The organism is Bacillus sp. ISL-39 (assembly GCF_018613295.1).
In the GTDB taxonomy this organism is placed as follows: domain Bacteria; phylum Bacillota; class Bacilli; order Bacillales; family Cytobacillaceae; genus Mesobacillus.
In genome coordinates, this window is sequence record NZ_JAGGQM010000002.1 from 100,674 (window position 1) to 115,939 (window position 15,266).

At 39.3% G+C, this 15,266-nt stretch carries 16 protein-coding genes; 4 read left to right on the top strand and 12 right to left on the bottom strand.

Annotation, left to right across the window (positions count from 1 at the left end):
• Positions 1 to 42 precede the first annotated feature (42 nt).
• The 8 genes from J7E37_RS02160 to J7E37_RS02195 form a co-directional block, all read right to left on the bottom strand.
• Positions 43 to 669, bottom strand: a complete 627-nt coding sequence (locus tag J7E37_RS02160) for a class I SAM-dependent methyltransferase (RefSeq protein WP_215022191.1) — start codon at positions 667 to 669, stop codon at positions 43 to 45.
• 383 nt (positions 670 to 1,052) lie between these two features.
• Positions 1,053 to 1,700, bottom strand: a complete 648-nt coding sequence (locus tag J7E37_RS02165) for an HAD family hydrolase (RefSeq protein ID WP_215022884.1) — start codon at positions 1,698 to 1,700, stop codon at positions 1,053 to 1,055.
• Between the two features lie 189 nt (positions 1,701 to 1,889).
• A complete protein-coding gene (locus tag J7E37_RS02170) occupies positions 1,890 to 2,456 on the bottom strand; it encodes a histidine phosphatase family protein (RefSeq protein WP_215022192.1) in 567 nt (188 codons plus the stop codon).
• A 185-nt stretch (positions 2,457 to 2,641) separates the two neighbouring features.
• Positions 2,642 to 3,241, bottom strand: coding sequence for a hypothetical protein (locus J7E37_RS02175; RefSeq protein ID WP_215022194.1), 600 nt, complete (start codon positions 3,239 to 3,241; stop codon positions 2,642 to 2,644).
• Positions 3,242 to 3,488: 247 nt separating this feature from the next.
• Positions 3,489 to 4,001, bottom strand: coding sequence for a hypothetical protein (locus tag J7E37_RS02180; RefSeq protein ID WP_215022196.1), 513 nt, complete (start codon positions 3,999 to 4,001; stop codon positions 3,489 to 3,491).
• A gap of 157 nt (positions 4,002 to 4,158) precedes the next feature.
• Positions 4,159 to 4,602, bottom strand: coding sequence for a hypothetical protein (locus J7E37_RS02185; RefSeq protein ID WP_215022198.1), 444 nt, complete (start codon positions 4,600 to 4,602; stop codon positions 4,159 to 4,161).
• 125 nt (positions 4,603 to 4,727) lie between these two features.
• Positions 4,728 to 4,997: a hypothetical protein gene (locus tag J7E37_RS02190; RefSeq protein ID WP_215022200.1), complete on the bottom strand. Its 270-nt coding sequence runs from the start codon at positions 4,995 to 4,997 to the stop codon at positions 4,728 to 4,730.
• Positions 4,998 to 5,085: 88 nt separating this feature from the next.
• A complete protein-coding gene (locus tag J7E37_RS02195; protein WP_215022201.1) occupies positions 5,086 to 5,697 on the bottom strand; it encodes a group-specific protein in 612 nt (203 codons plus the stop codon).
• A gap of 389 nt (positions 5,698 to 6,086) precedes the next feature.
• On the opposite strand from J7E37_RS02195, the gene J7E37_RS02200 reads away from it, so the two are divergent.
• The 4 genes from J7E37_RS02200 to J7E37_RS02215 are packed head-to-tail and all read left to right on the top strand — an operon-like array spanning position 6,087 to position 10,711.
• Positions 6,087 to 8,207: an MMPL family transporter gene (locus tag J7E37_RS02200; RefSeq protein WP_215022203.1), complete on the top strand. Its 2,121-nt coding sequence runs from the start codon at positions 6,087 to 6,089 to the stop codon at positions 8,205 to 8,207.
• 50 nt (positions 8,208 to 8,257) lie between these two features.
• A complete protein-coding gene (locus tag J7E37_RS02205; protein ID WP_214782867.1) occupies positions 8,258 to 8,929 on the top strand; it encodes a response regulator transcription factor in 672 nt (223 codons plus the stop codon).
• Complete coding sequence (locus tag J7E37_RS02210; RefSeq protein ID WP_215022205.1) at positions 8,926 to 10,320, top strand: sensor histidine kinase; 1,395 nt, start codon at positions 8,926 to 8,928, stop codon at positions 10,318 to 10,320. Before J7E37_RS02205 ends, J7E37_RS02210 begins: the two co-directional genes overlap by 4 nt.
• A 4-nt stretch (positions 10,321 to 10,324) precedes the next feature.
• Positions 10,325 to 10,711, top strand: coding sequence for a hypothetical protein (locus J7E37_RS02215; RefSeq protein WP_214782861.1), 387 nt, complete (start codon positions 10,325 to 10,327; stop codon positions 10,709 to 10,711).
• Positions 10,712 to 12,272: 1,561 nt separating this feature from the next.
• On the opposite strand, the gene J7E37_RS22205 is transcribed toward J7E37_RS02215, so the two are convergent.
• The 4 genes from J7E37_RS22205 to J7E37_RS02230 all read right to left on the bottom strand — a co-directional run bounded on the left by J7E37_RS22205 (position 12,273) and on the right by J7E37_RS02230 (position 15,186).
• Positions 12,273 to 12,401, bottom strand: a complete 129-nt coding sequence (locus J7E37_RS22205) for a hypothetical protein (protein WP_285290285.1) — start codon at positions 12,399 to 12,401, stop codon at positions 12,273 to 12,275.
• A gap of 26 nt (positions 12,402 to 12,427) precedes the next feature.
• On the bottom strand, positions 12,428 to 13,162 hold the full coding sequence (locus tag J7E37_RS02220; protein WP_215022207.1) for a phosphatase PAP2 family protein: 735 nt from the start codon (positions 13,160 to 13,162) through the stop codon (positions 12,428 to 12,430).
• A 308-nt stretch (positions 13,163 to 13,470) separates the two neighbouring features.
• Entirely contained in the window at positions 13,471 to 14,493 is a 1,023-nt protein-coding gene (locus J7E37_RS02225) for a DUF3231 family protein (protein WP_215022209.1), read from the bottom strand.
• A gap of 186 nt (positions 14,494 to 14,679) precedes the next feature.
• A complete protein-coding gene (locus tag J7E37_RS02230; protein WP_215022210.1) occupies positions 14,680 to 15,186 on the bottom strand; it encodes a hypothetical protein in 507 nt (168 codons plus the stop codon).
• Between the last annotated feature and the right edge of the window lie 80 nt (positions 15,187 to 15,266).

Below are 15,266 nucleotides of genomic sequence, written 5' to 3' on the forward strand. Positions count from 1 at the left end.
AACGCACCTTTTATTGGAACAAAAAAGTATGAAAGGTTTAAGTTAATTCTTAATTCCCTTAACTGCAACGGTATGATACCCTCTTGAATCTGGACCTCTGACAAAAGATATGTCCCTAAATCCTGCCTTCTCCATATACGGAATTACTTGATTTTCTGTAATACCTCTCATGCCTTCCCAGGTTTTGTCTTCTTTCCCGTCAGAAAAAGTGAGGATTACAATTCCTTTTGGCTTTAGAACCCTAAATATTTCTGATAAGGTCGTAGCTATATCAGTCCAGAAATAAATAGTCTGGATACTAAAGACCGTATTAAAATTTTCATTATGAAAGGGCAACTTATTAAAATTCGCTTCTACTAGTTTTACTCTCTTCTCGTTTATTGCCTTTTTGTTTCTAATTCTTGCTGATCGAATAATTGTGGGAGAAATGTCCAAACCGACTATTTCTTCAGCTAAATTCCTTTCAAAAATTAATTTAATTGCATATCCTGCCCCACACCCTAACTCTAAAAGCCTATCCCCTTTTTGAATATTCATTAGCTCTAATGACCAATTTGTTTCAGTCTTGTGCTGCCTTACCATCTTTTCACCAATATATGCACCTATAATTCCTCTTGGCGTTTTATATTGACTATCAATAAATTCTCTAATTATTTTGAAAAAACCCATGGTAACTCCCCTCGAAAAGTTCTAATCCCTTTTAATTCAATAAATGTAAGATTCATTGAGTTATAACCTTCTGAACAAAACTTATTAATTCCGTTTTAATGATTAATATCAGCCTTTTTCACTTCTATTATAAAAAACAACCCATTTCCTCTCTACTTTGCTATGTAATTTGTTTGGACAGAGTTACATAATCTAGGATCTGAAAGTAATGCTGTTAACCGGCTTAAATATAAATAGTGCTTATTGCTTTGCAACGATTCAGGTCCTTGCATATACTAATCAATTACGCTGTGGATAATGGGAAATCCTTCTTCAACATGACTGCACCTTTCGTGCAAATAAGAAAAAAGCCGCCTGATTTGGCAGCTAGTCAAACTTTAAACTCACTTTACCTTTTTTACGGAAAAGGAAGATATGAAATCATTGATACTCCTATAAACTTCATCTGGTTGGACATTGAAATCGATTGTCTGATAATTTGGCAGCCAATGTACTCCCACTGTAAGTACATTCGCTTTTTTACCAGCCATAATATCAGCGTCGCTATCTCCCAGGAAAACAGCCTCACTGGGTAAAACGCCTAGATCTTCCAATGCCTTATAGATTCCTTCTGGGTGAGGTTTTGGAAATTCTACGTCATCACCCGTAATGATTACATCAAAAAAGTTGTTTAACCCCAGACAATCTAAAGATATGTCGAGACTTCTTCTTGCTTTTCCGGTCACTATCCCAAGTTTATACCCATTTGTTCTTAGCAGTCTAAGTAAAGTGTTAATATCCTCATTATTCTGAACAACATTTTTATGTCGTTCGCTATATATTTCATAATACAACTCAATGGCTTCATTATAATTATTATTCTTAAGGTTTTCGCGGATAATGCCGGTTTCTGAGGGTCCGAACATTGCCTTAATTTCTTCCGATGTAACATCACGATTATCAAATTTCTTAAAGACAGATTCAAATGCCAGGAAACACACCGGTAACGTATCAGCAAGCGTACCATCAAAGTCAAAAATTACTGCTTTAATAACAATCACATCCTCTTTCTTTTCCGATACATTACCTTTTCTACACTATGTAATAATTTTCCTTCTTAAGCATTACTGGACTGTATGTTTCAATAAGGAGTTTAACAAAAAGGGCGGTTCAACCTCACTGTATTAACGAAACCCGTCAGTTTTAGAAGAAAAAGTAATTTTAATGATTATCACCATTATTTATACCCATAGTCTTTGAACCTTCACTAATTCCTTTTCATTAAATTCCATTCTATAAATATCAGGCTTTGATGTGCTATGTAAAAAGTTTAAGTCATAAGAGGTATCGAAATATCCCATCATCAAGGTCATAACAGCTCCGTGAGTACCTATCAGTATTTTCTTATCTCTATAAGTTTCTAAAAGTTCTGTTAAGACTTTGATAGCTCTTTTTTGACAATCGGCATTTGATTCTCCTCCCTCTAAAGAGAAATTTGATTCAGAAAATGACTTTTCCAAAAGCGGACCCAACTCTTTATCAGAAAGACGATTGCCATCAGAAGAAAATTTCCTCTCTTTTAAATCTTCAAACACTAACACTTCTTCTCCTATTTGTTGAGCTAAACTTTCAACAGTTAAAATTGATCGTATGTATGGACTTGAAGCAACTACATCAATTTCTTCATTTTTCAGTATGTCAGTCACTCTCTGAGCATCTAAATATCCTTTTTCGGTTAACTCTCTTGTTCTTTCATTTCCTTCTTTTGGCGATTCACCGTGTCTCACCATAAAAACAAAGGTACTCATAATATTAACTCCCCCAACAAGTTCCTTTTTTTTCAACAATCCTGCTGGATTAGCTCAATGAAATCAAAAAAAGGCGGTTAATTCTTTCTGAATCAACGCACGTTATGTTTAAGTGCACTTTTTCACGACTATTGCTGAATTACTGAAATCCTTCCCGTTTGTCCAGCATGGTACTCTTAGATTAATTAGTAAAAACTCAATTGTATTTTCGTTAAGGTTTCCTCAATAGAATTTCCTTTATTTTCTTGCAACTCTTTCTCAAACTCATCCAACGGAATAATAATGTTCTCGCCCCCCACCATAGCTAAAGGGCCAAAGTTTGGATGATAGAAAAATTGCACTGCTTTTATATCTTCCATCAATTCTCTCTGGGATAGAAAATACAATATGCTAACAGCTTCGCGGGTTAATACTTCCTTATAACTTAAATTAATACCACTTATGGTATAGGCATCTGTAAAACTAATTTGCAATAGTTTATTCCCGCTTGAGTGAGAAAATCTTAGCAGCGTTCTTCGATCATCTTCTAATAAATCATTAATGAAGTCTTTATCAATGGTCCATTCTCCAACATCATCTATCTTATATTTACCTTGATAAACGAAATTCAAATCATCACTTATCAGTTGTACACTTGTATATTTCTCACCTTCTAAAGTCACTGAATGAAACCATAATCTAATATCTTGGTAATTCCATGCAAAATAAAGAAGCAGTATGACAAATAACATTAGTAAAGCATTTCGTTTGCTTACGGTAATTTTTCCATCTTTTATCGAAATCACCTTTTATAGGCCCCTTTGAAGTTATCTAATATGTTTATAGCACAATTACAAGATTTACTACCATTTTCCAATTAAAAAGAGCAAGTTGAACCAGATCGCTTTCGACAGCACTTTTTAAAGGGAAGAACCCCTATTTTCAATTAGTATGAATAGATTTTAACTCTCTGCCAGCCAAATTAGAGGATACAGGTCGCAGAATTTTATAAAAAGAGCGTTTATCCTCCTGGAAAAACGCTCCCGTTATTTCTTAATAAGGTAATTCGTTGCCCTCTTTATCAAAATAGTTGAAATCAGCTTGATTCATTAAATCAGGTTCTACACCGTGAAATAAAAATGCTTTCATATCTTTCTTATCCATCGTGATCAATTTAGCCTCAAGACTTCCAAAATGCACTTTATCTACTTCTTTTGCGGCAAGTCCGACTATGTAATCATCCTTGCCTGAGATCATTCCCGCATTACTTTGATCAATATTTCCAACACCAATTATTTCATCAAAACGCCAGCCCTGTTTATTCTTTTTTATCTTTGCTGCGGCTAAGTAGTTCTTAGGAATTTCACCTGCTTCTGAATAGTAAAAAACATACGCAACACGATCGTAAAGCTTGGTATCAATGATTTCCAAAACATCAAGTGTGGGATTTTTAACATTACTTAATGCTTCTTCCGGTGTTGAAAAAGAATTATTCTTTTTACTAAATAAAAAAGCGGACGCCACTATTATTACAATAAGTGCAATACCAAATTGTATTTTTCTCATCGTTTCCCCCTTCATTGTTTATAAGGTTTCTTGCATTTAAAATTTAAAGTTACTGTCTCTTCCCAAATAAAGCGTTACGGCATTTTTTTCAATAAGGAGTTCAAAAAGAAAGGCCGTTAATCATCTCAGCACCAGGTTATTGACCAAGGATGCTTTTTTATCGAAAGGACTCGGCTGTTTCAACCATTATTTCCTTGGTTCCGTTTTCTTCTGAATAGGATGTCAAGATGTAATGATAATCGCCTTCCGTCCAATGAATCGAAGCTCCAGGTCCTTCTTTAAAGAAACCGTCGTTACCGTTAACGGTCACTTCGTATCCCTCGAAATGGTATTCCACTGGCGGTGGTTGAATAGTCAATGAAAACTGCATTCCTCCCTCTTCCCCTTTGAAGATCACCTCGTTAATATTTGTTTCGTGAGGAGGGGAAACTCGTTCGTAACTTACTATGGTCACTGGAAATTTCGTCGGAAGCTTTGGGGCGATCCCTTCTTCTTTTAATTCTTTTTTAAGTGCCGTATGATCAAACTTTTCGTCATTTTGACTGCAACCCATTATAATCATTGGAATTAATAAAAGTAACATATATACTATCCTTTTCATGAACATCCCACCTTTAAATTAACTACGTTTTATTTCAGTAAATGTTTCATTTTTATCAAAAGGTTAACGCTTTTTCTCTAAATTGATTAAAATTAACTCCCACGTTGGGATAAGGAATCATTTCATCATTGTTTATTCCTAATTTTTAAATTCATCCAAGCAAATAAAATAGAAATAATAAAGACTACAAAGCTCGATATTAGAAATCCATTTGCATATGATGGGATACTTTCCTCTGGTACTCTGTCATTTATCTCCAAGGCAAAAAAATATACTCCAATACCATCGCCATCCACATTTGTTCCAAGAGACCTTAAATCTAACCCTTTGTTAAATAATAATGCTGCAAATAAAAATAGAATAACTGCGATTACCCAACGACTAATAGAATTCATATATTTCACTCCTTATCTTCACTTGGATACTTTGCCTTAGAAACATCAAAACAGAATCAACTTTAAAAGTTTAGTAATGGTTTAGCTATCATATACCTTTACAACTATTTAATAGATTTGATAGTAACTCTGGTCGTCTTTTATGTATAAAAACATCTTCTATAGGCACTACTGCATACCACGAACGTTCACTACTTCCAGTTAAGACGGGGTTATCATAGATCAAATGAATTCTTAATCGTTTATTGATCTTTATAGATTCAGATAACTCCCTATAAACCTTATCCAATCTATCATGCTCAAACACGCCTTCAATGGCGATCTTTCCATGAATCCCGCTCCACCAGGCTAAAAAGAACTTCACACTTTCTGAGTATCCGAATGCACCTGCTTCATTTTTATAAAACAACTTTTGATATAATTCATTGTCCAGATGAAATACTCCATTGTGATCATACATATGTTCCTGGGAATTCTTATCGACAGCCACCTTCCAGATTTCAGTATAAGTTTCTTCGAATTCTCCCTCTAAAAGTCCCCACCTTGAACTATTCACATAAGGAAATAACGGTCTTTCTCCTTCTGTATTTTTGCTGTTTAGATAAATGTTATGGATCATTATTAAGTAATTTAATGAATAGGGTGCATTTACTTCCATCTCGAATCCAGTAGGTAATTCATTTTTAGTATCGTGCATCATTTCATTTCCCTCCAAATCTTTGAAATGCACTATAGTTTCAGAGAGCGCCCCCCCCTGTTACAGACATGATCATCATAGGTGCTCCAACAAAAGAGGAGATTAGTTTTCTAAAAACTTATCCTCTCCTGAACTTCCAAACATCCAAACCGTATTTTTGCTATAAGCGATTGGCCCTCGCTCCTGCTTACGTCCCTCCTTATTCATTCTATTCCAGGCAGATAGATTCCTTTATTTTCCTAACCCCGTAATTTGTAACTGAAAGTTGAGGTTGTGTTTATTTTCATCGGTTATGATGTTCATTGTTCAGGGCTCCTTCTGTAATTTTGATTTCTCAGGAAAGAGTGCTGAAGTTCGACTCATTTCAGTAAAGAACATAGGGGGCCATATTCATGAAGAAAATGCTTTATTCCATCACAGACTGGGTTTCAACGAAACGCGGGATGTGGATTACCATTATTGCCTGGCTGGTGCTGATGCTTGGTTTAAGCGCAGGTCCGCAGCTTGGCGATTACAAAATAAACAACTTTCAATCGCTGCCGGATGAAGCAAAGTCTATCATCGCACAGCAAAAAACGGAGGAATTTTTCCCGAAGGAACAGGGAACTCCAGGTATTCTTGTTTTCCATAACGACAACGGGGACATTAATCTTGATGAAGTGAATCAAATTCTTGATGGAATCATTTCAGAAAATATCGAAGGAATAAGAAACATCGTAGAAATACGTTCCCTTCCGCCGCAGGCGCTAAGTGGGTTTATCTCCGAGGACCAAACAACGATGATTGTCCCGATGGAACTTGAACAAGGGTTAGGCAATGACGAGTATGCTGAAATCAATGATAAGGCAACGGAAATTGGCACAGGTATTGCTGACAAGCTAGAAAGTACAGCTTTCTATATAACAGGTCCTGCCGGGATTTCTGGTGATACAATTAAGCTTTTTGAGCGGGCAGATTTCGTGCTGTTACTAGCAACGGTCGGCATCATCCTTGTCCTGCTGATTGTGATCTATCGCTCGCCATTGTTGGCGATCATTCCATTATTGGCGACGGCCATTGTCTATCAGGTCGTGAACCAGAGTGTGGCCCTTTTGGGGGCAGGCGGACTGGAAATCAATAACCAGACAACCTCAATTATGAGTATCCTGCTTTTCGCGGCCGTTATTGATTATTCTTTATTTGTATTCTCGCGTTTCCGCGAAGAACTGAACCATTATGAGAATAAATTTGATGCCATGAAGCATGCAATGCGTGCGACAGGTGAACCGGTCTTTTTTGCAGGAGGAACGGTATTGGCAGCGATGCTTGTGCTGCTGTTTGCAGATTTCCGCGATTATCAAAACTTTGCCCCGATTTTCGGAACAGCTATGTTCTTCATCATGCTCGCTTCGGTGACACTGGTGCCTGCATTATTCACTTTATTCGGACGAAAGGCTTTCTGGCCGAAGGTGCCTAAGTATGGTGTTGAAACAGAGGTCAAGCATGGTGTTTGGGGACCGATTGCCAGATTCGTTGTCAACAAACCCGGGCTTTCCGGCGGTCTGGTCGCGATTTTCCTGTTTGTTTCAGCTCTGAACGTATTCAATCTGGAATATGAATTCGATATGGTGAAAAGCTTCCCAGAAGATTTGCCTTCACGAGTTGGCTATGAAATAGTGGAACAGAGATATGACAAAGGTGAGCTAGCTCCTACTACACTTTTGATAGCAGCTGATAACTCGTTAACTGAAGAAGATGCTATCGAAATCACCGAGAAGCTGAAGGATGATGAGGAAATCGCATCTGTCCGCTTTTCGGGAATAACGGAAAACAATGAAGCTGCCAAGTTCAGCATCGCCCTCGCCATGAATCCATACTCGGTAGAGGCGATGGATTATATAGAGGATTTGCAGGAAAAAACACCAGAAATTCTTGACGATTTAGGTTTGGATGCTGAGGCTTACTATAGCGGAGTCACACCTAAGCTGGTAGATGAGCGTGAATACAATAATGGCGACATTATCAAAATCGTACTGCTGGAAACGGCACTTATTCTTGGATTGCTCGTTGTTCTGACTCGACGCTTGAAGATGCCAATCTATATGATGGGAACAATCCTGCTTTCCTACGTATCCGCTTTAGGTCTCGGAATATTCCTGATCGACGTGCTGTTTGGGTATGATGCCATCAGCACCCGTGTGCCGGTCTATGCATTCATTTTCCTCGTCGCACTCGGAATCGATTATAATATAATTTTAGCGTCCCGCTTTATTGAGGAATGTCAAAACCATAAAGTGAAGGAAGCACTGGAAATCGCGATTCGAAATACAGGCGGTGTTATTTCATCCGCAGGGATTATTTTGGCGGCAACATTTGCAGCCCTGACGACGATGCCAATCGCCGACCTGTTCATTTTCGGATTCATGGTAGCGATCGGGATCCTGATCGACACCTTCCTTGTCCGCGGCATGCTGCTGCCGGCCTTGATTCTTTTCTTTGAAAAAGACAAGCAAAACAGTCCGGAGATTCATTAAGGAATGGAGAGGGCCTCCTCTCTTATTCCCTTTTTAGGAGGCTTGAAAAAATGAGAATTTTGGTTGTCGATGATGATCTGAATATCCAAAGACTCGTGACCATCCATTTAACCCAGGAAGGATATCAGGTTTTCAAAGCCAATGATGCTGAGGAAGCTTTATCCCTGCTTGAAAAACAAAATGTGGACCTGGCGATTGTTGATGTGATGATGCCAGGGATGAACGGGTTCGAGCTGACAAAAATCCTGACTGATGACTGGGAAATTCCTGTCATCCTCCTTACTGCAAAAGGCCAGTTAAGCGATAAAGAAGAAGGATTCCTGTCGGGCGGCGAGGACTATATTGTTAAACCTTTCGAAGTAAAGGAGCTTTTATTCAGAGTGGCCGTTGTCCTCCGGAGGATGCAGAGGGTCATCGATTCGCTTATCCAGGCTGGGAATATGAAAATTGACCGCAACAGCTTTGAAGTGGAAATCAATCAAGAAACGATTCTTTTTCCTCTGAAGGAGTTCGAGCTGTTGAGCATCCTCGCCTCACGGATCAATAAAACCACTCCCCGCGCGTCATTGATTGAACAGGCCTGGGGAGCTGACTATGAGGGCAGTGAGCAAACGCTGAACACCCATATCAACCGGATTCGGGAACGGCTGAAAAAGCATCAAGCTACAGTTGAAATCCAGACCATCCGTGGAATTGGTTACAGACTCGAGGAATTGAAATGAAAACTTTGTACCGGAAATTCATCATCGCAACCCTTCTCATCCTAGGGATCAGTATCGTGATCGCCTTCATACTGGCCAATTGGGTCTATATGACCTCAACCAGAGAAAGGATTGACTCACAGAACGTAAGGGTTGCCGAAGAGGTCGCATCAAGTCTTGAGCAAATGCACTCAACAACCCATTTAAGTTTTACGGCTTATCTCGATTCGATCAGCAAACTGGGGTACCAACTTTATGTGCTAAGTGCATCAGGCGAGGAGTTCTTCTTTGGAGAACCTTTTTCGAAAAAGAACCTGCCAGATGAGGCAGTAAATGTGGTTGAAAATAAGGAAATCTACCATGGAATGGACAATTCAAACTCTCCATGGATGATGATGAGCCATTTTTCCAATCAACTGGATAATACCGTTGGGGTCCCCTTTACGATTGGAGAGGAGGACTATGGCTTGTACCTGAGACCAAATAACAAATTGTTATTTTCCGACGTCCATGTTATTTTCGCCTGGTTTTTCGTCGCGGTTTCAATCGTCAGTATCAGCGGTGTCATTTGGTTTGCCAAACACCTGATCCAGCCGATCACCAAGCTCACAGAAGCCACCAGGGAAATCACCAGGGAAAACTTTAACTACCCATTGAATATCTACCGAAGCGATGAAATCGGCCAGCTTGCCGAAAGCTTCAGCAGAATGCAGGTTCAATTGCAGCATAATGATGAAGCGCGGAAATCCTTCATCAATAATGTATCGCATGATTTTCAGTCACCATTGATGAATATCCAGGGATATGCAGAGCTGTTAAAAACCCAGGCGCTCGATGAGGAGCACCTCGAGTATGTCGATATCATTGACCAGGAATCGAAACGGCTGTCCAATTTAACGAAGCAGCTCCTGCTTCTTACCTCACTGGACCAAAAATCATATCCCATGAAGCTGGGCGTCACAAGGATTGACACACAAATCAAGGATACGGTCAGAAGGCATCAATGGCGGCTAGAGGAAAAGGAGATTGAAATCTCCTATCTTCTTCCCCCGGCCCCGATTCTCGCTGACCCGGAACTTTTAATGACGGTCTGGGACAACCTGCTTACGAATGCTATTAAATACAATCAAACTGGCGGCAGTATTTTTATTCAAATTTTCGGAAACGACGATTCTGCCACGGTCACCTTCAAGGACACCGGAATCGGCATGAACAAGGAGCAAGCTTCAAAAATCTTCGAACGCTTTTACCGTGTCGATGCGGCGCGAAAGAAAGACGGAACCGGGTTGGGCCTGTCGATTGTTAAACATATCATTGAATTACACAATGGAAAAATTGAAGTGGAGAGCGAGATTCAAAAAGGCACGACTTTTACGATAAAGCTCCCTAAAGAAAAACAGACGGAGGAATAAAAAAATGGAACAAACTTGGAGTATTCGGCTTATACGATTTGCAGCGATTTTCGGACTCATCGGAACATTCATGGGCTCACATATGGCGGGTGCCGGCGACTATGCCATGCGCCCGATCCACGCCCACATCCTGTTAGTCGGCTGGCTATCCGTATTCGCCTGGGGAATTTTTTACAAAAACTATCAAATCAAATCTAAAAAACTAGTAGCCATTCATTCTATCACCGGGATGATCGGTTCTCTTGGGCTAACGATTGGAATGTGGATGTACAATATCAACCCATTCAACCTCGGTGATACATTGGTGATGGTCCTATTCATCGTAGGCGGATCATTGCTGCTGATTGCGTTTATCCTGTTTGTGGTGGTTACCTTCTTTATTGAGAGGTAAAAGAAAACCATTTAGATTTAGGATTGAAATTCTGTACAATTAATGTAACAGAGCATCCGGCTGCTACCGGAGACTTAATGTATAGCAAGCTGCTTGGCGTGCAGCAGCCAAATATGGATAAGAAATGGTCTACTCAAACATTGTGGATTGCAGGGTAGATCATTTTTTTATTTGAAGAAGTACCTAATGCGCCGACGGCAATGACTAAAGTAGCAAAATTAATCATTATGTCCATTGCTTCGTCCGTAACCTTCAGCGGATCCCCTTTCCTAAGAAAGTGAGGAATGGGTGCTCCCACCCCGCATTTGCTGTACATAGATAAGTATATCAGCGGAATGTATGTTCGTATATATTATAGTATGATTTGGGACAAGGAGAATTAAATAGATTCGAACCCTCTTCTGCTTTTTCCGTACTCTTGCTTCGGACAACTTCCTGTCCTGGGCCAGTAATTTTGTCCGAACTTACCCTACTTCGGACAACTTTTGCTTGATTGCCTTCAATTTTGTCTGAACTCACCCTTACTTCGGACAACTTTTGCTTGATTGCCTTCAATTTTGTCCGAACCTACCACTACTTCGGACAACTTTTCCTTGATTGCCTTCAATTTTGTCCGAACCTGCCACTACTTCGGACAAAATCTTGCGTTTATACCGCAATTTTGTCTGAACTTACCCTGATTTCTGACAGCTTTTCGCTTCTGTCCTTAAATCTTGTCTGAAGATGCACCTTCTTCGGACAACTTCTTATCCTGGCACGGTAATTTTGTCCGAATTTACCCTTACTTCGGACAACTCTTGCTTGGTTGCCTTCAATTTTGTCCGAACCTACCACTACTTCGGACAAAATCTTTCGTTTATACCGTAATTTTGTTCGAAGTTACCTCGATTTCTGACAGCTTTTCGCTTCTGCCCTTCCATCTTGTCTGAAGATGCACCCTCTTCGGACAACTTCCTATCCTGGCACGGTAATTTTGTCCGAACTTACCCTTACTTCGGACAACTTTTGCTTGAATGCCTTTAATTTTGTCCGAACCTGCCACTACTTCGGACAAAATCTTGCGTTTATACCGCTATTTTGTCCGAAGTCACCCCGATTTCTGACAGCTTTTCGCTTCTGCCCTTCCATCTTGTCTGAAGGTGCACCTTCTTCGGACAACTTCCTGTCCTGGTACGGTAATTTTGTCTGAACTTACCCTTACTTCAGACAACTTTTGCTTGATTGCCTTCAATTTTGTCTGAACCTGCCACTACTTCGGACAAAATCTTTCGTTTATACCGTAATTTTGTCCGAAGTCACCTCGATTTCTGACAGCTTTTCGCTTCTGCCCTTCAATCTTGTCTTAAGATGCACCCACTTCGGACAACTTCCTGTCCTTGCACGATAATTTTGTCCGAACTTACCCTTACTTCAGACAACTTTTGCTTGATTACCTTCATTTTTGTCCGAACTTACCCTTACTTCAGACAACTTTTGCTTGATTACCTTCATTTTTGTCCGAACTTACCCTTACTTCGGACAACTTTTCCTTGGTTGCCTTCAATTTTGTCCGAACCTGCCACTACTTCGGGCAAAATCTTGCGTTTATACCCCAGTTTTGTCCGAAGTCACCCTGATTTCTGACAGCTTTTTGCTTCTGCCCTGCCATCTTGTCTGAAGGTGCAACTACTTCGAATAAGTTCTTGCTCATGTACCTGCAATTCCCTAAATAGGCACCTAAACCCTGCTGCTCAACTGCTTCCCAATAAACTTCTTAAATGCCTTCATCGGTTTTCTTTGTGAAGTACTCCTCCACTTTACATATTCCAACGCAAGAATACAGAGGATGAGCCAGATGCTTCCTGCCAGATAGCCGGCGATGACGTCGCTTGGATAATGGGCTCCCAGATAAATCCTGCTGATCCCGATGAACATAATCAGCACACCACATATGTACAGCGCGACCCACTTGATTCTTTTTCGAAGGCTGGAACGAAACAGTAAGTAACTCAGAAATCCGTAAAAAATTAAAGACCCCATTGCGTGGCCGCTCGGAAAGCTGTAGCCGATCGCGTCAATGGTTTCATCGATTGAAGGTCGTTCCCTTCTATAATAGTATTTCAAAAGTTTGGTCAGGAGGCCTCCCCCGCCTATGCCGATAATGAAAAAGAGGATGCTCCATTTGTCTCTCTTTTTAAACCATAGGAATGAAATGATCATGATCGAAAAAATGGTCAGGAACCAGACGGAACCCAACTCGGTGAAGATAAACAAGATCATATCTAACACATTATTTTCTATATGATAAAGGAATTGAATAATGCTTTCATCGAATTTTTTAACCTCGGATTCCAGCAATTCTTCCGCCAGCTCGGCAAATAAGTAAAGAAAAGCAATCGATGTTCCTAAACCTGCAGCAACCAAAAGGATCGGAAGGATCACGTTTTTTGCCTTTGTTTTGTTTGCAATCATATAGCATGAACCCCTTCCATTACAAACTACATAATAGAAGTTCCCCTCTTGTATTTACGACAAACAAAATACAGCAGCGATTGTATTATCGTCTGAAGTAAGTTCGATATATTGGTACATTCCTTGAACAGACCCTTGCAAGCAGTTTGGAAAAGTAAAGCACAAAAAAATGCCCGGGTCCATATACTTTGGTCCCAAGCATCTTAATATCAGTCCATATAGAAGCTGGAAACTTTTCACTAGCTATCGGGGGGAAGATACATAAAAGAAAGGCCGTATGGATATATACATACGGACTTTGAATCGATTTATAAATGATTTTTTCTCCTTATTAATTCATCTCGATCGGATGCCATTGGAGGCTGTTCCAGCCAGCCATTTTTTATCATTATATTAGCTCCATCTTCAGAATACATCTGAACTTCCATTGATAGCCTGTTATACATCGCTCCAATATCACCTCTGGGACTTTGACTGGTGGCTGTACCGTAATAGCCTACGCTCAAAGAAATCAAACCAGATGTAAAAAACATCATTAGTTTATCAGAAAATGTATGCGATGTACTATTTGTTATTTCTGAATCCCAGCCCATTGGTGCGGGAAGTTTACTTTCCTCTAACTTAGCTCTAAATAATTTTATATGTTTATTGCCAATTTCTAATCCTTTTAAAAAGAACTGTTTTACATCCTTATTTTGCGCAACCTGACTAAATCCAGTAAGAGTTGCCACCCCCAATGCATTTCTTTGGAGATTAGCATATAAATGATCTACTTCAGCTGCTATTAATGGCCTTTTCTCGCCAAACACATCTAATATAAACCATTGCTTTTTCACAAATTCAACTTTTTCTAAATTAGGCAAACTGGGAGACCTGATAAACAATCCTTTTGACAATAATAAATCGGTTGATTTTTTATATAAATTCATCGTTTCGGTAAGGCAATCCATATAATAGGTTTTGATGTCGTCTCTTACAGATGTAGATAGACTGCCAGCATAGGATGTAAGTCCAACCTTAGCCATTTGGTGTAGAAAATTAAGGACATAACTGTCTGAATAAAGCCTGGGGGCAGTCAAGTCAACATCCTCTTTTATATTATATCCATATGGCACAACATTTTTTTCCTCTGTTAAAATCGCTGTGATTTTTTGAATATGTAATTGAGATAACCCTAAAGCAAATTTAATGAGAGGCTTAATTTCTTCATCCTCAGCTTTTTCTAAAAAATACGACAGAATACATATACTTGCGCTATCATTCAAGTATTGAATCCAAAGTTGAGCGATCTCACCTGCTGTTAGCCTGATCTGGTTTCCCTTTCCCTCCATAAGTAACCTCCAAAAAAGATATACTAAAAATACCTTCCCCATCAATAACCTATAGTATGTATAAGTTGCATTAATAACCAACCGTTCAGAATAAGAGCTGTGTTTTCTAAAGTTCATAATACTTCTTTGGATATTTTATTCAAATGAAAGGTGCACTCAGTTTAGAGCGCACCTTTCTCTTTGAGTTTAATTCATCAACTTTTCAGTTAATTCACCCTCGTTCAAGTATTGAATATGAGTGATTTTGCCTTCCTCATTGAATTTGGCTCGGCCTGTAACCTCAGCAGAATTCTGACCGCTGTCTTCCTTTCCGTACAATACGGTCACTTTAAAATTATAAGTATCTTCATCCTTTTCAACACTTACTTTATCAACCTTTATTTGCTTATGGTTATTATGAGCGACAAGGACATAATGGTAAGCTAAGGTTGCAATGAAGCTATTGTACCGCTCTTCTGTAAAATAAGGTTTATAGCGTTTTTCATAATATTGTTCAAGTTTTTCGATGTTGTCCGATCCTTCAATAAATTCTGGATCAGGTCCTGTGAACTGATGCTCTAAAACTGTCTTGATAGCACTGATGTTTGAATCTTGTGTTGTTGACTTAACAGGTGAAGAGCAGCCAGCGACGAACAAAACAACCCCGGATAAAAGAAGTGACAACACGATTCTAGAAATTTTGATATCAAACACCTCCATAATCCTAATACGAACAAATATGTAAAAATGTTTCGGTTAGATAAAAGTTTTCTGAAATAAAAAAAGACCAAATC